This is a genomic window from Halalkalibaculum sp. DA384 (assembly GCF_043951955.1).
Lineage (GTDB): Bacteria > Bacteroidota > Rhodothermia > Balneolales > Balneolaceae > JAMQKA01.
Genome location: NZ_JBINJE010000017.1, coordinates 40,226 through 63,159, shown reverse-complemented (window position 1 = coordinate 63,159; position 22,934 = coordinate 40,226). Strand labels below are relative to the sequence as shown.

General features: G+C 50.9%; 14 protein-coding genes, 1 tRNA gene and 1 pseudogene. 7 read left to right on the top strand and 9 right to left on the bottom strand.

Going from position 1 to position 22,934, the window contains the following annotated elements; translation table 11 throughout:
- Position 1: 1 nt before the first annotated feature.
- From ACG2E4_RS11115 to ACG2E4_RS11100, 4 genes are all read right to left on the bottom strand, one after another.
- Entirely contained in the window at positions 2–2,818 is a 2,817-nt protein-coding gene (locus tag ACG2E4_RS11115) for a hypothetical protein (protein ID WP_395262010.1), read from the bottom strand.
- Between the two features lie 32 nt (positions 2,819–2,850).
- Positions 2,851–3,600: a FecR domain-containing protein gene (locus ACG2E4_RS11110; protein WP_395262009.1), complete on the bottom strand. Its 750-nt coding sequence runs from the start codon at positions 3,598–3,600 to the stop codon at positions 2,851–2,853.
- 8 nt (positions 3,601–3,608) lie between these two features.
- A complete protein-coding gene (locus ACG2E4_RS11105; RefSeq protein WP_395262008.1) occupies positions 3,609–4,811 on the bottom strand; it encodes a hypothetical protein in 1,203 nt (400 codons plus the stop codon).
- Between the two features lie 211 nt (positions 4,812–5,022).
- Positions 5,023–5,096, bottom strand: a tRNA-Ala gene (locus tag ACG2E4_RS11100).
- Positions 5,097–5,388: 292 nt separating this feature from the next.
- Between ACG2E4_RS11100 and ACG2E4_RS11095 the strand changes: the two are divergent.
- Both ACG2E4_RS11095 and ACG2E4_RS11090 read left to right on the top strand, forming a co-directional pair.
- A pseudogene (locus ACG2E4_RS11095) lies at positions 5,389–5,796 on the top strand (binary toxin-like calcium binding domain-containing protein); the annotation flags it as partial.
- Positions 5,773–6,186, top strand: a complete 414-nt coding sequence (locus ACG2E4_RS11090; protein WP_395276606.1) for an OmpA family protein — start codon at positions 5,773–5,775, stop codon at positions 6,184–6,186. The pseudogene ACG2E4_RS11095 and the gene ACG2E4_RS11090, both read left to right, overlap by 24 nt.
- Before the next feature lie 113 nt (positions 6,187–6,299).
- Here the strand turns inward: ACG2E4_RS11090 and ACG2E4_RS11085 are convergent, their stop codons facing one another.
- The 3 genes from ACG2E4_RS11085 to ACG2E4_RS11075 form a co-directional block, all read right to left on the bottom strand.
- Positions 6,300–8,708: a DUF5686 family protein gene (locus tag ACG2E4_RS11085; RefSeq protein WP_395276591.1), complete on the bottom strand. Its 2,409-nt coding sequence runs from the start codon at positions 8,706–8,708 to the stop codon at positions 6,300–6,302.
- Positions 8,709–9,295: 587 nt separating this feature from the next.
- Positions 9,296–9,934 (bottom strand): class I SAM-dependent methyltransferase, encoded by a 639-nt coding sequence (locus ACG2E4_RS11080; protein ID WP_395276590.1) that lies wholly within the window; start codon positions 9,932–9,934, stop codon positions 9,296–9,298.
- A gap of 378 nt (positions 9,935–10,312) precedes the next feature.
- A complete protein-coding gene (locus ACG2E4_RS11075; protein WP_395276589.1) occupies positions 10,313–12,361 on the bottom strand; it encodes a copper-translocating P-type ATPase in 2,049 nt (682 codons plus the stop codon).
- A gap of 501 nt (positions 12,362–12,862) precedes the next feature.
- Here ACG2E4_RS11075 and ACG2E4_RS11070 point away from each other — a divergent pair.
- Positions 12,863–16,294 carry an AAA family ATPase gene (locus tag ACG2E4_RS11070; protein ID WP_395276588.1) on the top strand — a complete coding sequence of 1,144 codons (3,432 nt, stop codon included), beginning with the start codon at positions 12,863–12,865 and terminating at the stop codon, positions 16,292–16,294.
- A 325-nt stretch (positions 16,295–16,619) separates the two neighbouring features.
- Here ACG2E4_RS11070 and ACG2E4_RS11065 read toward each other — a convergent pair whose 3' ends face one another.
- Complete coding sequence (locus ACG2E4_RS11065; protein ID WP_395276587.1) at positions 16,620–17,009, bottom strand: GxxExxY protein; 390 nt, start codon at positions 17,007–17,009, stop codon at positions 16,620–16,622.
- A 433-nt stretch (positions 17,010–17,442) separates the two neighbouring features.
- Here ACG2E4_RS11065 and ACG2E4_RS11060 point away from each other — a divergent pair, with 433 nt between their 5' ends.
- The 4 genes from ACG2E4_RS11060 to mddA all read left to right on the top strand — a co-directional run bounded on the left by ACG2E4_RS11060 (position 17,443) and on the right by mddA (position 21,202).
- Positions 17,443–18,228, top strand: a complete 786-nt coding sequence (locus ACG2E4_RS11060) for a methyltransferase domain-containing protein (protein ID WP_395276586.1) — start codon at positions 17,443–17,445, stop codon at positions 18,226–18,228.
- Positions 18,229–18,291: 63 nt separating this feature from the next.
- The gene (locus ACG2E4_RS11055) at positions 18,292–18,774 is read left to right on the top strand and encodes a hypothetical protein (protein WP_395276585.1); all 483 of its coding nucleotides are present in this window, start codon (positions 18,292–18,294) and stop codon (positions 18,772–18,774) included.
- A 65-nt stretch (positions 18,775–18,839) separates the two neighbouring features.
- Positions 18,840–20,420: a hypothetical protein gene (locus tag ACG2E4_RS11050; protein WP_395276584.1), complete on the top strand. Its 1,581-nt coding sequence runs from the start codon at positions 18,840–18,842 to the stop codon at positions 20,418–20,420.
- A gap of 44 nt (positions 20,421–20,464) precedes the next feature.
- On the top strand, positions 20,465–21,202 hold the full coding sequence (gene mddA / locus ACG2E4_RS11045) for a methanethiol S-methyltransferase (protein ID WP_395276583.1): 738 nt from the start codon (positions 20,465–20,467) through the stop codon (positions 21,200–21,202).
- Positions 21,203–21,683: 481 nt separating this feature from the next.
- On the opposite strand, the gene ACG2E4_RS11040 is transcribed toward mddA, so the two are convergent.
- Entirely contained in the window at positions 21,684–22,898 is a 1,215-nt protein-coding gene (locus ACG2E4_RS11040) for a molybdopterin molybdotransferase MoeA (RefSeq protein ID WP_395276582.1), read from the bottom strand.
- Positions 22,899–22,934 lie beyond the last annotated feature (36 nt).

The window sequence follows — 22,934 nt, the reverse complement described above, 5'->3', positions numbered from 1 at the left end:
ACTAGAAACGATAGATATACCGAGCCTGCAGCGAGTGGTCATCGGGGGGATTGAGGCTCGACAGCTGGTTCGAAATGTTGGTATAGCTGAGATTCACCATAAGCGCGTGGTGCGAGTTTATTTCATACTGTGCCCCGGCCCGCAGGATGACAAGATTAGTGTTTGTTTCCTGGATTATGCGGTTGCCGGAATCATCCGTCTCGGGCTGATATATGTCATCCCGGGGATCGCTTGTCCCGTTGTTGAAAATCTGCAGCGAGGTCGACTCCACGTTATTGTGTGTCAATGCCACGTTGGTATCGAGGTTTAGCTTGTCATCCATGAGAACGAATTGCCCCCCAATATTAAAACCCAGTACTTCCACATTTGAGAGCCCCCCCAGTGTTTCGGTGGTGTTCAGGTTGAATCCCAGCTTTGTGTTGAGCGGAAGCGCAGAAAAGCGGCTCTGAACAGTGAGGTTGACAGAGGAGCTCTTGGTTCCGGCGTACCTGAAGAACCGGTCCTCCGTTTCCAGGTAAGAAACATTCAGGCTCGCATCGTGCGAAATATCGAACAAGCTGAATTGCTGGGAAACAGAGGAGGTTACCTGGTTGGTATTGGAGAATCGCGGGTTGGCCGTAATAACGGTGTCGCCCCCGGAGATGGCAAAATTGCGAACCGCGATATTTTCGGGCCTCCCGGTCTGCCCCACAAACGGGTTGTTAAGGGCTATGGAATTATCGCGGTTTCGATACATGTAGCCGACACTTACCCGTGGGAGCTGCTGGTCGACCGGGAACCAGCTCAGGTTGGTACGAGCCGTTTGGGTGTTGGTGGTGGCCTCTTTTGTATCAGACACATTGTCGCTAAGGCTTTCATATCCCAGGGTTACGTACAGGCGATTTTCAAAGAGCTGAAGCCGGTCCGAAAGCGTGATGCCCGCCACGTCTCGCCGAATGGTGGAGTTGGCCAGCGAAATGTAGTGGGGCCCGATCCACCGATACTGTGCCCGGAGGTTGTTGTCGCCCATGTTGAAATTGAGCTCCGACTGGTTGGCCAGAATGGAGGTCGGGAAGTAAGCTGATTCAACCGTGGTTTGATCTCCGTCCACCTGAAAACGAAGCGGCAGCGTATTCATATTTTCATTGATAATAATAAGCCAGGCCCATCGGTCCAGTTCGCTGCTGATATCTTCACTCAGGTTGATATCAAACTCCTGGTCGTTGGTGAGTACGCCGGAACTGATATCTTCGTTGAGGAGGCTGACCGAAGTTTCGCTGTTAAAGCGGAGGGCGTCGTCAAAAATATTGAACATCAGGTCGCTGCCGGCAATAACATTGTCTTTGGGCTGGGGGTTTCCCGAGACGTTCAAAAGATCCGGACTCTCCTGCAGCTTGTTCAGATGGGACGCATCCAGCGAAGAGGCCAGCTCCGGTCGCTTGTTCATCAGGCTGTTAAAGTCCCGGATGGTTGCCAGCGAAGAGGTGTCATCGCGCACTTTCAGGAAATTAAGCCCCCACTGAAAGGTCTGCCCGCGCCCCACGCTGACTCTGCCTCCCGTTATATCCCGTTCAAAGGTTCCGGTACCTCCACTGGCGAAACTCAGGGAGTAGGTGGTATCGACCGGTGTGCCGTCCGACTGTTCTGTAATACTGGGCTGTACCGTATTGTAAATATTGGGAATTTTGCGGTTCATTTTACCATACAGAAACTGGGCATTAACGGCTCCGTTAAAAGCGTGTAGTCCCATATTGATGCCCTGCACCCTTCGCCCCGAAATGCTGAGTCGGCTAAGTGAAGGATAGATATGCCCGCCCTGAACTTCGAGCCAGTCGCCCACATACAATTCGGCGCCATACCGGTTTTGAGGCTGCAGGCGCGCCGACTCCTGGGAGGTGAGCTTGCCATATACCGAATAGCGAATATGGTCATCTTCCCCTGAAAGACGTAGATTGCCTTTCAGCACATCGTTGTCTACTCCTCCCGTCTTCTGGTTTTGTGCAGTCATTTCCAGTTGCCCTTCTCTCAGCAGTGAGGTGGATTCCTCCCCGCCTTCTTCCACAAACTGGCGGGCGGCCACGGCCCGGTCGGGATCAAGGATTTCAAAATCCCAGCGTGCAACCTCAAGGGTGTCTTCCGGAGTGGCAAGCTGCAGGTTAACCTGGTGCGGACCGGGCGCCACTTCTCCCGCTTCCGCGGAATAGGAGAAAAAGTAATTGGAGGCCCGGGCCTGCTCGCTGATATCTTCATTGTCGAGGGAAAGGATAAAATCAGACCGGGTAGTGTCTACCGCATTCTCGTCATAGAAAAGGGTGATGGCGATGACCAGATCCTCCGCCGGCAGTGAAGCCCCGGGTTCCGGTGACAGGATAGTATACTCAATTTCCGCGGTTTGCCGTTCGCGATCCACGATATCCACGCGCACGGGACTTGCCCCCGGCTGACGGGTGGGATAGGTCACCTGCTGTCCATTTGTCAGCTCAACTGCAAAGTAGTATTCCAGCGATCCGGCATTTTCATTATCAACCGTGAGCTGGGTCTTAAAGGAGGATTGATCGTACGAGGTGCGCTGCTGGCGATACGATATCTCCCCGTCGTACCTGTAGAACAGAAAGGCGTCCTGCACATTATTTTGATTGAGGCCGGGGATATCGAATGCCAGCGTAACCGGTTCTGACCGCTCTACCACCACAGGGGCCTGGTGCTGCACGCGGTAATTACTTTGTGGATTGTCGCCGGCCAGCAAAATTTGCCAAGGCAGCAGCAGTAATGCCAGTAGTAACACCGGTTGCTTATCCCCGAAAGCAGAAGCCAGTCTAATGTTACTTTTTCCATTCATTATGTTCAAAAAGTATGCCTTAACCTACCGTTTTATTCGTTTTCGTTGTCGGTGCCACTCTCATCACTGTTGTCGTAATACTCAATTTGTATCTCCCTGATTTCTCCGTTTTCATCCCGAAACCGCAATCTCATCTGTTTGGGGGCGCCGGTATCTCCATCCAGCTCGTCGTAACCACTCCTCAGACTTTGCAACTCATCTTCCGTCAGTTCCCCGGTGGTAATGCTGTTGTCCTCGTTCACCTGCCCGTACATGCGTTCGGTGAGGGAAACAGTCTGGCCGGTTTCAGTGGACATAAACTCCACGATTCCCTCTTCCACCCAGGCGTAGTTGTCCGATCGTACTCCGAAGTTTGTGCCTTTGACCGATGCTACGGACTTGGAGGTGGCCACTTCGAAATTGTTGTCAGATCGCTGGGTAACCTCCATAAAGATTTCGCCGGCCTCCAGTGCAATGCGTGCCGAGGTGCTCTTGTCGTTGTTGACTTCTCCCCGCACGGTCAGTTCAGAGTTCGGCTTTACTTTGGCGAAGCTTTTATCCATGAACTGGACGGCTGCATATCCTTCCTCGTAGGTTCGCAAGGTGTCCCCGCTGTATAGCGGCTCCCCTTTTTGGGGCTCAATCTGTTTGGGCAGAATATTGACTTCCGGCTTGAAACGGCGCACAAATGCAAGGGGACGGTCGGCGGAGGTATAGTTATACATTTCTGCCGAGGCCAGGCCGGCAATAAAAAAAGCTGCGAGCGGCCATCCCAACATCGATGTCAGTTTATTCCACGTCATGATTCCATTTATTCAACAATAATTGATATTTCCCCGGATTCAATCCTGCCGCCAAGTTCCCGAAGTTTCTGGACAGCTGCGGCACCGCGATAGGTCTGTCCCTCTATGACAATGGAGTTGAAGTTAAATCCCTGCTCATTCAGCTGGTTTAGCTGTTCTCCCAGCAGGAGATTGAGCGAGTTCTCCATTTCATCCGTAACATTGACCGTTGTGCTGGTTTGGTTGGATGCGACGGAAAACTCCCAGATTTCGGAAGGGATATTTTCAGCCGCCTCCACCGTTTGGCGGTTGGCGAAAACCTGCCAGTAATACCTGGTTCCGTCTTCCAGGTTCTGCACTCCGGAAGGCGGGGTGGAAAAGGTGATATTGTTCAGGCGGGCGTCAATTATTTCAAAATCAAGCAGGCTGCCTCCGGTAGAGCTCGCATTTGCCAGGATCGGTTCGGTACCGAGTGCGGACTGTATCAACGTTTCGGGGCTCTGCCCGTTATCTTCAACCACTATGAGACGGTAATCAATATTGGTTGGCCCGTCCCACCGAAATACCGGCAGCGTGGTGGTAATTTGCTCACCCGAGCCCGCAACTCCCCCGGGCTGCACCAGGTAAAGGTCGATACTGGTATCGGTGGAGATATTTTCTCCAAAACTCTGCTCAATGGTATCCAGCAGATCGCCTCCGCTGCGGCTGTTGTCTCCCTGGTACAGACTCAGCGTTACCGTATAGATATCTGCGGGGAGCGTGGTTGCTCCTCCCAGGTCATTAAGGAACTGTTCTCCCTGCTCCGTCAGTCCCCCACTAAATCGGATGCTTTCTTCAACGCCGGGAACCCCGTTCTGCAGCTGGTTATTGCTGGCCACCACCACTTGACCGGCATTCAGATGGAAAGGGCGGTCCGAACGCTGGTAGAGAGTTGCTATAGTGCCGACCCTGCCTGAGCCGATCTCAATTTCAAAATAAAGGTCCCGCTGCTCCTGGTTTGTGTTGTTTCGCACTACAAGGTTAAACAGGGGGGCACCTTCTCCCGAACGATTTATTCCCAGGTTGGACAAGCCGAGAACCTGGGCCCTGGTAAGCTGCGGCTGCAAAGTCAAGTCCAGCTCAACAGGGCTCTGCGCACGCACGGAATGCACCGGTAAACCCAGCAAAAAAAGAAGGAATGCCAGTAAAGAGAGCTGTATGGGTCGTTTGTAGATGGATATACAGTTGTTCATAAAAGCCTCCTGTAAATGGTTATGACAACCTCATTGTAAGCCCGATCCGCCTTGTTGATTTATATCTTGACAATATTCTTTTACGCCCTAATTAAATAACTATTTTATAACAATTAAGCCAATTTGTAATAATTTCCCGGAACTTTTGATTCTAACAGGAATTTATATTTAACTGTTGACTGAAGCGATGTTGAGAAATGCGACTAAAAAGTGGAGCTACGGGGATTCGAACCCCGGACCTCTTGCATGCCATGCAAGCGCTCTAGCCAGCTGAGCTATAGCCCCAATTGGGAAATGCAAATATATGGGATATAAGATATCTTTGCTAATAATTTCATCAAATTTTGTTTGAGTTCCCCAGTATCATTATTTTCATTGCTTAGTGGCTTCTTAAAAAAGGCGCTTCACAGATGAGTTTCACAAAATATACATTCTTCAAAATCATAAACATACAATAACAGGAGTAAATTCAATGAAACGAGCTCTCAATATATTACTTGTTTCCATATTATTAGCGGGAGGGGTCACCCTTCAATATGGCTGTGGTTCGAGTGAACCCGCCGTACAAGAACCAGTAGACACCGATGGTGACGGATTAACCGACGCCGAAGAGGCTGAATTAGGTACCGATCCCAACAACGCCGACACTGATGGGGACGGTTTAACCGATGGGGATGAAGTTAACGAGTATGATACCGATCCACTTAACGCGGATACGGATGGGGACGGACTTGAGGATGGACCTGAAGTAAATTCCTATGATACGGACCCCAACAATGCCGACACCGATGGTGACGGACTTGAGGATGGACAGGAAGTTAATGACTATCGCACCGATCCCAACAACGCTGACAGCGACGGGGACGGCCTGAATGATTATGAAGAGGTAATGGATTATGATACGGATCCCAATAATCCTGACAGCGACGGTGACGGATTTACCGACGGTCAGGAAATTGAAATGGATACCGATCCCAATGATGCCCAGGATCCCGCCTATATAAGAGAAGGTGACCTTGGCACGATCAATTTTGATTTCGATAAATCGAATATTGACGATCAGGCAGCTGCAATTCTTACGGAGAACGTGCAGCAACTGCTCGATGCGCCCAATTTCCGTGTTCGCATAGATGCTTATACTGACCATATTGGGGGCGACCAGTACAACCTGCGCCTCAGCCAGCGACGTGCTGTTTCCGTGGTCGACTTCTACACTGAAAACGGCGTTTCCGAAGATCGTATTGATTCTCGTGGACTGGGTAAAGCACCGGTTCCCTGCTATGAGCAGGCCGGTCCGGATGATCCAGGCTGCCGCAAGAATCGTCGCGCAGAATCACACCCGATCAGCCCCTACCAGTACACTCCGTCCAACTAACGGCTGATCCGGAGTAATCAACTTCAAGGCGAATCCCCGACGCGGGGATTCGCCTTTTTTAATGCATATTATAGGGCACCATCGGAAGGCCGGATGCAACCCTTTCGTGCAGACTAGAAAATACGTGCCACGCTTATATTCAACAGGTAGGCGGGTTGATCCAGTCGCCGGGCCAGGTCGATCCTGAATAAACCGAAAATGCCGTTCAGGGAGATGCCGGCCTCAAGGTGTGGGTCGCCGGTTTCCGGTACCAGGTATCCCATCCGGTCCAGGATGGCCTGTTTGCGGGTGTCGGAGATCCAGGTTTTGCCGGCCCCGCCGAAGATAATAAGGCTCCAGTTCCAGTCGACCGGTTTTTGTAGTCCCAGCGCTTCAAACGGAATGGTCCGGAAATTGTGCTCGGCATTAAGCATCAGGTACTGCTCACCCATATAGGGAGTCTGCTGGCGGGTCTTCAGCGTGCCGAACGGGCTGAAATGGTCGATTGAAACATCCAGCAGCCCCAGCCGCTGCAGGGGGAGCCTGCCACTGAACGTGCCCGCTGCAAGGTTGAGGTCCAGCGTGTTGGAAAGGAACCGGCGCTGATAGAAAGTGGGAAAACTCCACTGCACAGAACCGGTGTACCTCGCAAAGTTAAAATCACTGCCCAGCATATCATCCGACAGTTCAACTGAAAACGCAATTTTATCGATTCCCGTGACGCCAAAATTGTATCCCTGGTCCAGGTTGTACCCCGCCCTGAGGTCAAGCGAACGCAGCGATCCCTCTTCCACATCGGGATTCAGCTGCAGACGGGGCGACCGCCCCAGCAGATCGTAGCTGGTATTTTGTGACAGGGAGGAGTGTTCCTGACTGTTGAAGCCGACAACTGCCGATAGATCCCGCGGAAATTCCAGCCCGGTAAACACCCGGTATCCTTCGCTGCGAAAATAGTTGTAGTAATCGCGTTCACCCAGCAGGTTGGTCACCGTGGTAAAGTAGGCCCCGTAGATGGCCGACTGCTGCTGGGGGACGGTACCGGCTAGGTATTCCAGCCCAATGGACTGGTCAAATCCCTTGGCATTCACCAATTCATACTCGAGTCCGCCTCCGTAGCTCCACGCCCGGTAGCCGGTGCTGTAGCCGCCCCGAACATTCAGCTCCACCCGATCAGCTATACCGATATCATATTTCAGCCCGCCGTAAAATTCGTCCACCCGGTTGTAGCGGAAAACGGGTGAGAAACTGCCCGGAACTCGATTCAAAAACCCGGATCCGTCGTCACCGTTGCCGTTCTCATCCCCCTCTTCATCGATGAACCGAGCCAGGAAGCCGGAGGGTTTAAACGCCTTTTCCAGGGTGGCGGTGCTGTCCAAGCTGGAGTAGGCTACTTCCTCTTCTCTCGAAAGGGGAACCGATTTCACGGCGCTCACAAACAGCGAATCGGCCCCGGTGGTGGTTGTATCGACCGTGATATGCTCCTTCTTCCGGTAAAGGGAATCGGGGAGCGGAATGTTCACCTCGTAATTTGATATCTGGGAGACCTGGCGAAACCTGATAGTCGGGAAATCGAGGCCCACCATCGAAATCTTGATGTCGCCCCGGATTCGCATGTCGACCGGCAACCAGAACTCTTTTCCGTAGTTGTTGAACTGCTGCTCGTAAAAAGTGTTGAAATCCCTGACAGGCTGTGGAAAGGTCACGACGTCGTTCGGCTGCAGGCTCACTTCCAGCAGGGCGTATTCCCGGTCGAGCACGTAGATGGTGCCCTCGAACAGGGGCTGGAGTTTGCGGGCCGGCGAAACAGATATTTCGTACACCACCCGGTCGTCGATATTGCGGTAGTCTTCGAGCCTGAAATCGTAGTATGTAAGAGCCTCCGGGTGGGTGACACCCACGAGTTGAAATCCGGCAATTTCGATGTTGTCGTCATACAGGTTGGGAAAGTAGCTGACCCCCGCAAAGTTGTCACTGGCTGCGATATTGGCGGTCTGTCGTCGCGATTTAAGCACCTCGCGGTGTCCCTGTTCCTTGTCCCAGAACGCCTCCGAAACAGACTCCGAGATCATCACGATGGCGGTGTCGTTGGAAATGGTCTGCCGGGTATAGGCCTCGGCGCGGTAGGTATCCAGCCGTTTCCGCCACTGTTGTTTACGTTCAATGACCCTGCGCATGATGCCAATGGCGGGATCCCCTCCCGTTATCACGACCTCGTCCATCTGGAGGGTGGAGGGTTCAAGCCGAAAATCCTGGGTGCTGTTCGAGCTTCGCTCGATCGTTCGTTTATCGGTGTTATACCCGAGATAGCGGACCACAACTGTTGCCGGCAGCAGCGAGTCGGGAATGGTAAGAGAGTAGCGCCCGTCGCGGTTGCTGATGGTACCGCGATAGGTATCTTCGATTGAGATATTGGCCGAGGGAAGCGACTCTCCACTGGATGCGTCGGTGATGGTGCCGCTGATCGTTTTTTGGGCATAAGCAGGATCTGAAAGGGAAAGCATCAGCGCCAGCAGGACAACAGGACGGGTGATTCGGAGATACATAGCGATATTTTCTTAATCTGATGAAGACGAAGTGTATTGTACTGATAAATGGGCGGAAAGTTACGATATCCCTGGCAATGATACGACGCTGCGAGTTTTCAACAGTAATCTCTCCAAGGATTCTAAACCCTTAGCCTGTATTTCTCACGATAATGATGCATAAATCATGTACCCTAATGGCAGGCAGTATCTTACCTCATATGTTACCGACCTTTTTATTTGACAGGGGGTAAAGCGCTGGTAGATTTTCCCTTCAACTGCGTTAAAGGGAAAATTACCTGCTCAACGTGCAAAGCTACGTCTGCGCGGCCATTTTCCCTTTGCCTTGCTGAAGAATAAACTTCCTGGTGAGGTAATCCAGGCAGGCTATCCGCCTGAGCGACACCGGGATCGGTTTTGATGAGGAGGCCCAAAAGCACCTGTTTGAGCGGTTCTGCCGGGCCAATGAATCAGAAGTGCAGGAGCAGTAACTCGGGCTGCCATTGGTCAAAGCCATTGTAGAACTTTATAACGGTAAAATTCGCGTCTACAGTGAGGGACAAGGTGAAGGAAGTACATTCGTGGTGGGGCTGTCGCTGGCTAGAGGGTTAGTGTGGTTTAGAGGCTTCAATCTGTCTAAAGATCCCTTTGGCAGTTAAATCCCGGACTTGCTCTATTTTCCAGCCGGCCTTTTCAACATTAGCTACGGTTTGCCGGGCGATATGAACGCCACTCAGGTAGTGGATGGGTGCATCCAGTTTCTCCATTAGGCCGGCCAGGAGGGACTGTTCCGGTTCCGGCTTCATGTGTTCCAGCAGGTGCAGCTGCCCGCCGGGCCGGGTGACGCGCAGGGCTTCTTTTAATCCCAGGATGGGATCGGGGACGGAACAAAACACAAAGGTGGCAACCGCATCGTCAAAATGGTTATCGGGAAAATCCATATTTTGAACATCCATCTCTTTGAGGGTAACATGATCTTTTTGCTTTTCTGCCAGCAGTTTTTTGGCGCGTTTCAGCATGCCGGAAGAGAGGTCGATTCCCGTTATTTCAATATCATCAGGATAGTACGGGATGTTTTTACCGGTGCCCACACCAATTTCCAAAACGTTTGGCCCGTGAATGTTCTGCCATAGCACCCGTCGCCACTTTTTGTACCACAGTTGCTCTACCGGCCACTCCATCAGGTTGTACAAAGGGGCGACAAATTGGTATCGACTTTTCGTATGGGTTGTATCCCTGTTTGTCACTTTATTGATGGTTAATCATTCGTTAGATTTTTTTCCTTTCTTCAAATTCTTCCCGTTCAATTTCGTCACGGGCAAACCTTCTTTTTACTATTTCCATGGCATCCTCCTCCAAATCGTTATTGGGTCGATATGGAATGAGATTGAAAACTATCAAAAGAATAAGGCCAACTACAATGATCCGCCGGATCCAGTGCATTCCTACTAAGATGGTGATCGTAAAACATGGTATTACTACTGTTCAATTGTGATGTTGCTGGTGATTACTGTACCGCCCCGTTCCTTCGCCTTCGAAAACAGCCATACAACAATAGCCTTCGTTGCGGAGCGCCGTGTATTGATCGGATAAACGCTTTAACAAGTTTCATAATAACCTCATTTTTAGCGTTCGATTTTAAGGAACCGCGCATTGATCGCCACGATCACGGTACTGAGTGACATGAGCACGGCGCCAAGAGCGGGGCTCAGAATTATGCCGTAGGTATATAATACTCCGGCGGCCAGCGGTATCGCGAAGGCGTTGTAACCCGTAGCCCACCACAGGTTTTGCACCATTTTTTGGTAGGTTGCTTTTGCCAGCGCGATTAATGAAGCTACATCTTTGGGATTGCTTTGGGTGAGAATAATGTCTCCTGTTTCTACCGCCACATCGGAACCCGCGCCAATGGCAATACCCACGTCGGCCTGCGCCAGGGCCGGGGCGTCGTTCACACCGTCGCCGGTCATGGCCACTTTGAGTCCGCGCTGTTGCACTTCTTTTATTTTGGCGGCTTTTTCCTCGGGCAGCACCTCGGCAAAGAAATCATCCAGTCCAAGTTCGTTGGCTACGTAAGCGGCTGTCTGTCGGTTATCGCCGGTGAGCATGATGCACTGAATCCCCATGTCGTGAAGGCTTTGAATGGCTTCTCTCGAATCTTCCCGGATGCTGTCACCAAGGGCGATAGCTCCCTGCAGCTGGTCGTCAATAATCACGAATACTACGGTTTTGCCCTGTCCCGAGAGCTGCTCATATTGTTCGGTCGGCAGATCAATGTTGTTTTCACGCAGGTAGCCCGGGCTTACCACTTTGACCTGTGTGCCGTCTACGCGGCCTTCAATCCCTTTGCCCGTGATGGAGTTGAACTCCTCTATGTTCATCAACCCGTCCGTGGCCTTTACGATGCCCCGGGCAATCGGGTGTTCTGAGTTCTGCTCCAGCGAGCCGGCCAGTTTCAGCAGTTCATCCTTATCTTCAAAGCCATTGAACGTCAGGATGTCTGTTACGCCGAATTCACCATGAGTGAGTGTTCCCGTTTTATCGAAGATGATGGCTCCGAGATTGCGGGCTTCTTCAAATGCGGTACGGTTGCGGATCAGGAATCCATTTTGGGCGGCCAGGCTGGTGGAAACGGCCACGACCAGCGGTACCGCCAGCCCCAGTGCATGCGGGCAGGCGATCACCATCACCGTAACGGTGCGTTCCAGGGCGAACACAAAATTTTCGGTCGTAAAGAACGTCCAGGCAAAAAACGTAAGCGCACCGGCCCCTAATGCAATCATGGTCAGCCAGAATGCGGCGCGATTGGCCAGATCCTGGGTGCGTGATTTGCTTTCCTGGGCCTGTCGTACAAGATCAATGACCTGGGAGAGAAAGGAGTCTTTCCCCGTCCGGTTAACTTCAACAGTCAGCGACCCCTCTCCATTGATGGAACCCCCGATCACTTCGTCATCCGGCTGCTTGGATACCGGCTTTGATTCGCCGGTCATCAGGGATTCGTTGACTGAGCTTTTCCCTTCCAGGACCAAGCCGTCGGCGGGAATTTTTTCCCCGGGTTTGACCAGTACCTTAAATCCTTTTTGAAGCTCTTCAAGGGGGACATCATTTATAGATCCATCGTCTTGCACCACGTGCGCTTCCGACGGCATCAGTTTGGCCAGCTCTTCCAACGCCCTGGAGGCGCTCATTACAGATTTCATCTCGATGTAGTGGCCGATCAGCATAATATCAACCAGGGTAGCCAGCTCCCAGAAGAAAACTTGTCCTTCTACGACGAATACTACGAGCGTACTGTAGACATAAGCCGCGGTTATGGCAACGCCGATCAGCGTCATCATCCCCGGCTGGCGGTCTTTCAGCTCATCAAATAACCCCTTCAAAAATGGCCAGCCTCCGTAAAAGAAGACGACACTCGAAAGTACAAAGGAGATATAGGTATCACCGGAAAACCGGAGGGTATCCCCGAATCCCAGGAGTTCCTGAATCATGTGAGAAAGAATCAGGATGGGAATGGTCAGGCCAATGGATATCCAAAACCGCTTCAGGAAATCCTGTGCCATATCAGCATGGTGCTCGGCATGACCGCCGGAGTGGCGTTCCTTTTTGTGATCGTGTTCAGGGTGCTCGCTACTGTGATTGTGACCGTGATCCTCATGTTCGTGTGAGTGTTCCATGGTACCAGCCGGTTAGTTGTTATGATGAGGAACCTTTGCAGAACCTGCTATTTTGTTGGGAGGTGGTTGAACCACCGACCTTATGACCTTGTTAAGGGGGAGTACAACTCCCTCAGAACGAGGAGTGAGGGTTTTACAAATCCCTCGATTACAAAGCGTATTTCAGTATTTGAATCTTAGATACATACACTATTTGCAGTTACTCCTTCAATATTATAAAGAGCATAGGCTTAAGTTAAGCTTAAAAGAAAAGTCGGGGAAATCCATTTATTATCAGGAGTGAGATAAATAATCGGAACAAAAAGAGTTACACATTTTTAATGTATGAATGTCATTCACCAGTGATAATTTCGGGGGGGAGTTGATCGATGGATACGCAACTGCCTGACCTGCCGTCATCTCAAATCATTTCTAACATCAGTTAAGAACGATTCTGAACACTATCCATTATTTTGTTATAATATTTTAAATGGGATGGAACTCAACTAAGCTACTGGGGTTATGGAATCGTCAAAGCCGTTATCGTCCGCAAGCCTCGAGATGCATCTGTTCGGGCGTTTTGAGGTTATTATCGATGGACAAGCACTAAATGAAACCGAAATTAAAGGTCGCAAAGCGCGAACTCTGCTTAGGCTAATTGCGCACCAACGTAATTTCCAGATGGCCCGGGAACATGCCACCGATCTGTTATGGCCGGATCTAGATCAAAATGCAGCAAACGCACAACTCTACAAGGCAATCCATCATATAAGAAAAGCTTTTACAAAGCATAATGACGATGCCGATGACTGGATCAACATTACGGATGATTTCATAAAAATCGACCCGCCCGGTGGTGTTGTAACCGATGGACGACTCTTTGAACAAGCAGCACGAACAGGTATCAAAGAGCGAGACCTATCTGAACTGGAACATGCCGCTTCAATATATAGTGGTGAATTTTTGCCCATGGATCGATATGCCGAATGGGCGTCGCTGCCCCGAGAGCACTACCGGCAGTTATATCTGGATGTCCTTACGGCCCTGGCCGGGCAGTATGAGAAGCGTGGCGAGCTGTCGGAAGCGGCTGAAATGCTGAGGCTGGCGCTGGAGAAAGAACCCACCCTTGAAACAGCGCACCGAGGTTTGATGCGCGTTTTTGCCAAAAAAGGTCAGGAAACACGCGCCTTTCACCAATATGAAGTTTGCAGAGAGAGGCTGGGCAATGAGCTGGGTATGGATCCTTCTAAAGAGACTATTGAACTTCTGGACAATATCCGGGAAGGCCAGCTTAAAGTAGAAAAAAAGCAGCGTGCTCGTTTAACATCCTTTCCAGAATCTATCCCGCCAATTATCGGACGCGTTGAAGAGTGTAATACCATAGAGCAATTACTTGATGACCTTTCAAGTGGGCGCGGGAGCGGACTTATAATAAGTGGCGAAGCCGGAATCGGAAAAACACGGCTGGTCCGGGAACTCATTCTGCGTGCCCGCCGCAGGGATATCCCGTTCTTTTTGGGGCGGAGTGGGGAAGCATCCGGGAATGTGGCTTATGGTCCATTTATCGAACTGTTCGACGATATTCTTTACAGGCACCCCGAACTTGAAGAAGAGCTTCCCGTAGAGATCGGACGTCTTGTTCCGACCTTTGCCGGTGAGGGCATCCCGGCTCCTCATGCCGATAAGCTGGCAGCCAAAGGCCATCTTTTTGCCCGGGTACAACGTCTTTTCGCGATACTTGCCCAGGAGGAGTACTGCGCTGTAATACTTGAAGACCTGCATGCAGCAGACCAGGGTAGCCGGGAGCTTTTCTCCTATTTGATCCGGCACCTGGAGCGATTGCCTGTCCTGATTGTCGCTACATTAAGAAAAGGAGAAGGAGAGCCGGAACCGGAGTTTATCAGAGATATGGAAGAGCCTTTGGTGGAAAAGATCGAACTTGCTCCGCTCACCTATGAGGAACATATAGGCCTGCTTCAACAGTATGCCGAACATGATATCATAGGGGCGGATACAGCCCGCCAAATTTATCAGCTTGCCGAAGGGAATCCCTTTTATGCGCTCGAACTGTTGCGACATTACAGGGAAAAGGGAGATACAGATCACCCCCGGGAGAATGAGCATTCCGAGAAAATGCCGGAGTCTCCTGTATCAAAAAACATTCCTTCCTCCCTGCATCAACTGGTCGACCAAAAACTTGAAAAACTCTCTCCCCCCGCCCATCATCTCTTGTATATAGCTGCAGTGATCGGCCGACAGGTTCCCTATGAGCTTCTGGCTTATGTATGGAGTGGTGACCATCAAGGTGCAAACCAGGAACTTTTTACAGCTCTTGAAGAAGTTGTCAGGGAACGCCTGCTTGAAGAGAAGGGACTTGATTATTCCTTTCGTCACGCTCTTGTCCAGGAGACCATTTACTCGTCGATTTCTCAGGCACGCCGTAAAACCCTTCACAGACAGGTAGCCGACCGGCTATTGGAGTTATCGACAGACGCTAAGGAACCACCGGTTGAACAAATAGCCTGGCATTACCTGGGAGCCGGTGATATGTTCAAGGGAGCACAGTTTTTGATTCAGTCAGCTGAAAGAGCAGAAAGTGCCTATGCCCATGAAGATGCCCTTCAGCGGTACCGCGAAGCGTGTGAAGTACTCGACAATCTTGAAACCGAGAAGGCCACCAGGCTGAAGAGAGAAATGTTGGAACGTATTGGCGACGTCTATCGGGCCTGTGGAAAACTTGAGATGAGCTATGAAGCCTATGAAGAAGCGATATCAATTGCTGAAAAAATTGCTCCGGACAACACGGACTTGGTGGAATTGTATCGAAAGATGGCCGTAGTTGCCATATTCCGTACCGAGATCGATCGCTCTGCAACATATCTGGAGAAGGCTTTTGATCTTGTCGAGGATGATGATCGGGCCAAGGCTAGAGTTTTAATCACAAAAGCACTCCACCTGTGGCACTTGAACCGGCTTAAAGAGGCGTACGATATTGCAAAGCAAGCACTCCAAAAGGCCGAAAAAGCTGAAGCAAAGGTTGAAGCCTCGCAGGCGCGTGAAATCCTTGCGATGACCTGCCTGCCACTCGGCCGATGGGAAGAAGGGTTGCAATACGAAATGGACCGGCAGTACCACGGCTGGTCGCCCGAAATTGTGGTGGCCACGGATGCCCATCTCTGCCTTTGGGAATATCATATTTCCGGTGACCAGCCGCTGCAGCGTGCACGTTCATTTTTGGAACAGATAGCCGAGCAGGCTTCGGAAATGGGTGATTTTCGCTGTGTCGCCGTCTGTCACTACGCGCTGGGCACCATGCACCTGTGGAGAGGACAACGGCACCAGGCTGTCGAAGAGCTGGCTGCGAGTCTGGAGCTGCACGAACAGGTGGGATCGCCTGCCGGAATGGCTTATTCGCTGGCCCGTAAGAGCGTGCTTCATACGCTGACAGGCGCCAGTGAGCTCGGGTGGCAGGCCATCCAGGACGGTCTTGCGTATGCCAATCAGGCCGCTGTCAGGGATCATTGCCTGCAACGGCTTTACGGGGTCGGTATCTGGAATCGTATTGAGAGTGATGATATTAAACGGGCCCAACAAATGGTAGAAAAAAGCGAAGCATTGCTGGATGAAACGGGAGCATGTGGGGCCTGTGCCCTGGAATTGTATCCGTGGATGGCCTATTTCTACCTTCATACTGGTCAGCTGGATCGCGCGCGTGAATGTGGAGACGCCGTATCCCAGCTTGCCGAGAAAACCGATAACCCCATTGGAAAAGCGGTTGCCACTATCATCGAGTCCAGCCTTTGCATCACTCAAGAGGATCGGGATCGTGCTGAAGAATGCAGGGAAAAATCTTATCAAATACTGCAAGAGGCCGTGCCGGAAACAACCCACTCTCCCGTAGCCCATTATCTGGAATGCATGGTTGACCAGCAGGACAAGCTGGGTATGAATTGATTGGTTAAGTTTGGCACATAGGTGCTTTTTATCGTTGCCTGAACCATGATCTGTGGGATTGGCTTGATGACCACGATACTTTTTTTGATCAAGGTAATCCTTTTAATCCCGCGAACCAGGGAACGGTTGACAAAGAAACCGGAAAGTGCAATTGTCTTGGGATAGGAATCTGGGAAATAATGTCTCCCAAAACTGCCTTGAACGAATTCCCGATTTGATGTAGTGCCTGATCGAATATTCGGTGCCTTTCTTTTGTGTATCGAACCTGAACCGTGATTGGTGGTATTGGCCTGATGGGCCGGGATTTTTAAATCAAGGTAATCCCTTAATCCTGTGAATCAGGGTTCAGACTGTTATTGTGCAGCCTCTTGTACCCCAAACTTCGGGCACCGAAATTAAGCAGCAGTCCGATTTCCAGGTTATAAGCTTCCAGATAATTCATCGCCTGGGCCAGATGAACATCCTCCAGTTTAATCACGGCTTTCAATTCAACAGATATGGTATCCTCCACCAAAAAGTCAACTCTGCGTGTACCTACCTGTAAATCCCGATAATGTACCGGCATTTCAAACTCCCGGACGAACATGATATCGTTTAATTTAAATTCATACTCCAGGGCCCGCTGGTAGATCACTTCCTGAAAACCATTACCCAATTCGGAATGCACCCGCATGGCACTGCCGATAATTTTGTGCGTAAGTTGTTTATATTTCATTTCTCTTCTCCCGTTGTCTGCCCCGTGATTTGGGATATTGCTTGATGATCGCGATATATTTCAATCAAGATAATCTCTTAATCCTGCGAATCAAGTAACTGATCCTACATCAGGTGCCTTTCTTGAGTATATCGCAGTCTGAACCGTGATTTATAGGATTGGCCTGATGCCCGGGATACATTTCTAATCAAGGTAATCCCATAATCCTGCAAATCAAGGTTCAGACACCCATTTTTTGAATTACTGATATAAAAAAATTCTGATCCAGCATTTCAAGCAAATGGCTTATTTACCAGTTATTCGTTATTAGGGGCACATCTGTTATCCCAATAACCGAACCCGGAAGAAAAACGGAAGATCAAGGGAAGAGTCTGCCATTACATTGCGGGTGAACCAACAAGAAACCCGAATAAGAAACAAAGAGGTAACTGCCATGAGTACTACGACAACCCAATTGGACAAACAGGAAGTAGAGAACGCCGTGCAGGAGATGTACGACGAAGTAGCCGCCTGCCCGAACAAGGAATTTCACTTTCCGACCGGCCGCAATTCTTGCCTGCATCTCGGATATCCTGAAGAAGAACTAAATGCGATTCCGGCCTCTGCCGTTGAGCCGTTTGCCGGGGTGGGATATCCGTTTTTGGCCGAGGTTATACAACCGGGGGATACCGTGGTCGATATTGGCTCGGGATCCGGGGTGGACGCACTTATTTCAGGAATCAAGACCGGACCCGAGGGACAGGTTATCGGTATCGACATCACCCCTGCCATGATCCGGAAAGCCAGGAAAAATATTGAAAAGGCGGGTGTGGATCATATCCGCATCATCGAAGGACAGGCCGTCGATATCCCGCTGGATGATGCCTCAGCCGACGTGGTAACCAGCAACGGGGTCATCAACCTGGTGCCCGACAAGGAAACAGCATTTAAGGAGATTCATCGCATTCTCAAACCGGGCGGCCACATCCAGATATCCGACATTGTTCTGTCCAAGCCGGTTTCCGAGAAGTCGAAGTCCAACGCCCAGCTCTGGGCCGAATGCATCGTCGGAGCCGAACCGGTTGAAGTATATCTGGATATGATCCGTTCGGCCGGTTTTGAAAACGTAACCGTCATCGACCGCCTGGATTATTTTGACCGCAGCTCCAACGAGAGCACCCGGAAAGCCGCAAAAGGGCTGGGAGCTCATACCATTGTCCTGACGGGTCGGAAAGACTGACACGGGTCGACCGTTTCACTCTTTTTATGAAGAATAGTTCATTTCAAAAAATGGAGGATTACGATGTATTTCAGACTAAAGAAAACCTTACCCTGTGTGATTGCCGCCCTGTGCTTGATAATTCTCGGATGCAATCCGGAACGTGAAGCCGATTCCGAATCCCATAACCACGTGCAGGAGTCCGATGGCACCTATACCGTCACCGGAAAGCTGTCGGGATTTGATTGTGCCGTAGTCGGTTCGCTCTGTCCCACCACCCACCGGGGCGCCGATTACACTACCGGCGTATACACCGAAGACGGATCGTTTTACTTCGTCGTCAACATTCCGCAAAGCTTTCTCCGGCAGCATTTCCTGGAGACGGTGGAGGTGGAAGGAACGGTATATGATCCATACAAAAGGGCGGTTGAACCGGAAGCCATCCGCTTGGTTGAAGATGAAGGCCGCAGGCTGGTCTACGAGGCGGGCTACTTTATTGACGAAAATAACGGGCGGGCCACCTTTCAGGAGGGCGTGTACCGTAATGGCCGCTGGATTGCGGATTAATCTTTCATTCAACAGAGAAATCTATGGAGGTCAGTATGCGGATTCACCAACATTCATCATCACTATTGTGCATTGCGATAGTATTACTTGCAATTCCTTTTTGTCAGCTTAATGCCCAGTCACAGGATTATGGCCATGTTGATTTTGAGGTATCCTGCAAAGAGGAGGTACAGGCCGATTTCAACCGCGCACTGGCCATGCTGCATAATATGATGTACGCAGCGGCGCGGGACGACTTCAGGGAGATCACGCAGGCTGACCCGGAATGCGCGATGGCCTACTGGGGCGTGGCAACGACGCTGTTCCAGCCGCTGTGGGGGACCCGGCCGAGTGAAGAAGATCTCCGGCAGGGCTGGCAGACGATCAACAAAGCCCTTGAGTTTGCCGATTCGGAGCGGGAAAGACTGCTTGTTGAATCGACGGAGGCATTTTTCCGTGAGCCCGGAACGACCGATTTCTGGACGCGCATCCGGCGCTGGGCCGAGGCCGTGGAAGGAGCTTATCAAGCTTATCCTGAGGACGTGGATATCGCTGCTCTTTATGGTTTGACGCGCCTGGCAATTGCGCAGCGGGCTGAGAACCGGGATCCCCTTCATGATGAGGCTGAAGCGGTTCTGCGGGAGATCTATGAGCGAATTCCCTCGCATCCCGGTGCGATACACTATACTATTCATGCCACCGACGTTGACGGCCGGGCCGGGAATGCGCTGGACATCGTGGAGGCCTACGGCAAGATCGCCCCGGCGGTTCCCCATGCCCTGCACATGCCCACCCATATTTATGTGCGACTGGGCAACTGGCCGGAAGTCATTGACTGGAACCTGAAATCGGCCGAGGCTGCGCTCAATTATCCGGTCAACGGATCCATCTCCCATCATTACCTCCATGCCATAGATTATCTGGTCTATGCCTATTTGCAGCGGGGTGAAGATGAAAAAGCCGAATCTGCCGCAGAAAGAGGTTTCAGCAAAGAACCGCACCAGGCATCTTTTGTTGCCGCTTTTCATACTGCCGCCATACCGGCACGGCTGGCGGTTGAGAGGCAAAAATGGAACAAGGTCGCCAAACTGGAACCGCGGTCTCCGGGATACCTGCCGTGGGATGCATCGCCCTGGGCGGAGGGACTGACCTGGTTTGCGCGCGGGCTGGGGGCTGTCCATACCGAAAATATTGAAGCTGCGAGTGAAGCTGAACGAAAGCTCGGGGACCTCAGAGATGGAGCAAAAGCCAGCGGAGCTGACGATATGGCTACCTATATCGAAATTGACCGTCGCATACTGACTGGCTGGATAGCTCATGCACAAAACCAAAATGAAAAGGCGATGGATTTACTGCAATCGGCTGCCGAACTGGAGAATAAGATCGAAAAGCACCCGGTAACCCCCGGCGCCCTGCTGCCGCCCAACGAAGCCCTGGGCAATCTGCTCATGGATCTCGACCGACCCGCAGAGGCTCTTGAAGCTTATGAGGCATCTGACGCGGTATGGCCGGGGCGCTATAACACGCTGCTGGGGGCGGCGCGGGCGGCAAAAGCAGCCGGCAAAAAAAAAGCGGCGGGTGAATATTATGAAAGACTATTGGCCAATGCGCAAGACTCGAATCGTGCCGGTACCCGTGAGGCACAAGGTTTTATAGCCGGACAATAAAAAATCATACAATTTTACTTAACCAAAACAGCGAGGTGATTACTATGTTTGGGCGCATTCTTTCTTTTCTCTACGGCATTGTATCTTACGTCATATTCCTGGGATCTTTTCTCTATGCCATCGCTTTTGTCGGTGATTTTGGGGTGCCCAAAACGATCAACAGCGGTCCCGAAGCGGCAACCCTGTGGCAGGCATTGGGAATAAATGTGCTACTGCTGGGGCTATTTGCTGTCCAGCATTCGGTCATGGCCCGGGATGGATTCAAGAGATGGTGGACCAAGATCGTCCCTTCACATGTGGAACGGAGCACGTATGTGCTGCTCAGCAGCTTGGTTTTGATCCTGCTGTACTGGCAGTGGCGTCCACTTACGGAAGTGATCTGGAGCGTTGATGCCGGATTATGGTCAGCATTGTTGAACGGTCTATTTTGGCTCGGCTGGGGAATCGTTTTGGCTACTACCTTTATGATTAATCATTTTAACCTGTTCGGGCTCCGGCAGGTCTGGCTGTATATAAAGGGAGAGGAAATCACGCCCCTTGAATTCCAGGAGCCGGGGCTGTACAAGTATGTACGCCATCCCCTCATGCTGGGATTTCTCATCGCCTTTTGGGCCACGCCTACAATGACACTCGGACATCTTGTATTTGCCATAGCCACCACCGGCTACATTTTTGTGGGCATATGGTTTGAAGAGCGGGATCTGGTCCGATACCACGGAGAAAAATATAAGGAATACCGGCAGCGGGTAAATATGATTATACCCTCTCCAAAGGAAAACTAAGCAATGTACAGGCTGAATTTTTTATTCACCTTGGTACGCTGTACCGTTATTTTTATAGCTTCAAATAACATCATCTGTAACAACAGAAAAGAGTACTATGAAGGGTATTCACCGGAAATGATGATTTTTAAACGATTAGTTGGTCAAATCAGTAACGTGGGTGGACTTCTAGCTATCACCGCCTTAAGCCGAACGTTTTGCAGAACCTGCAACCGAATGGAGGGGACCCGTAAAGTCTACCTGTATGACAGCACCGTCTTAGAGATCTAAGAATTTATGCAATCAGGAGCCCCTGACGATGAGATGAGCAAGCTGTTTCGAGAGGTGCGTAAAAATGAATTTGAAACGGAATAAAAACGCAAACGAAGTCAATATCCAAGCCGAAAATTGATGTTTCCCATTGTGTATAGCACGAAACCTGATATCATCTATCAGAGGTAGAACCAAATACTCGTAGATTATGAAAAGTATATATCAATATTTACCACATTGGACGATACAGGTAAAGTGAAAAACTTTCTTCCCTGGAAAATAGATTCTTTTCCTCTGGTAGCTCAAGCAAACCATCTGCAAGACACAAGTTGGCGAGGTCGCTTGATCCTTTACCCTTCACCGGGGTGGCCTGCATAATTCCCTCGGGCGACTGAGATATCTTAACCTGAAGAAAATAGGTCAACTTTTTTTCAAAGGTATAGTCCTCTGTAAGCTGTGCCACGGGTTGTTTCTCTTCCTGCATCCCCAATTGCCTTTTAAGCCAGGGACAGATATACCGGTAATAACAGGTAAATGTGGATACCGGGTTGCCGGGCAGGGCAAACACCACGGCCTGCACGGACCTCCCAAACCAAAACGGCTTGCCGGGCCGCTGGCGGACTTTGTGGAACAGTCTTTCTACGCTATTCTGCTCAAGCATCTCAGGGATATAGTCCAGCTTGCCCCTGGAGATGCCACCGCTCAGGATCAGCAAATCAAATTGGGACAGCAGTCCCCCCAGCTTATCGGCGATCTCCTCCTTGTCATCATCCAGGTGGAACAGCCGAGCTTTAATCCCCAGCTCTCGCAACGCCGCGGCAAGGGTGTACGAATTGGATCCCCGAATTTGGTGGGGCAGGGGCTGCTGATCGATCCCCACCAGCTCATCACCCGTAGAAATGACGGCCACCCGGGGAGGGCTGGAGACCTTGACCTGTGGCATCCCAACTGTAGCCGCAACCCCGATCTCAGCAGAGCTCAACACCGTTCCCTCTTCAACGATCAGCGTACCCCCGGCGCGGTTTGTACCCTTGGCGTGGATATTCTGCCGACGCGCTTTGGGAGGCTTTTGAATAGTCGCGATTGCACTCCCGTCCTTTTCGGTTATTTCCAGATCTTCATACCGTATAACAGTATCGGTATTTCCGGGTAGGATAGCCCCGGTCATCACCTCCAGACAGTGAACGCCATTCCGAAGTGTCTGCCTGGGCGCACCGGCTTTTTGAAGTCCCGCAATGGGAAATGACCGCCGTCCCTGTTTCCACTGGTCAAACCGAATGGCAATACCATCCATCATTACTCGATCAAAGGGTGGAAGATCCCGATCTGAAGTGATCGACTCACGGAGTACGCGACCTGTAGCTTCCGACACAGGAACCTGCTCAACCCCTGTATCCAGGGTAATTGAATTGATAATCTCTTCAGCCTCTTTAACTGGTATCATCTAACTAAAATTCATTTTTTAACTTAATTGCCTAAT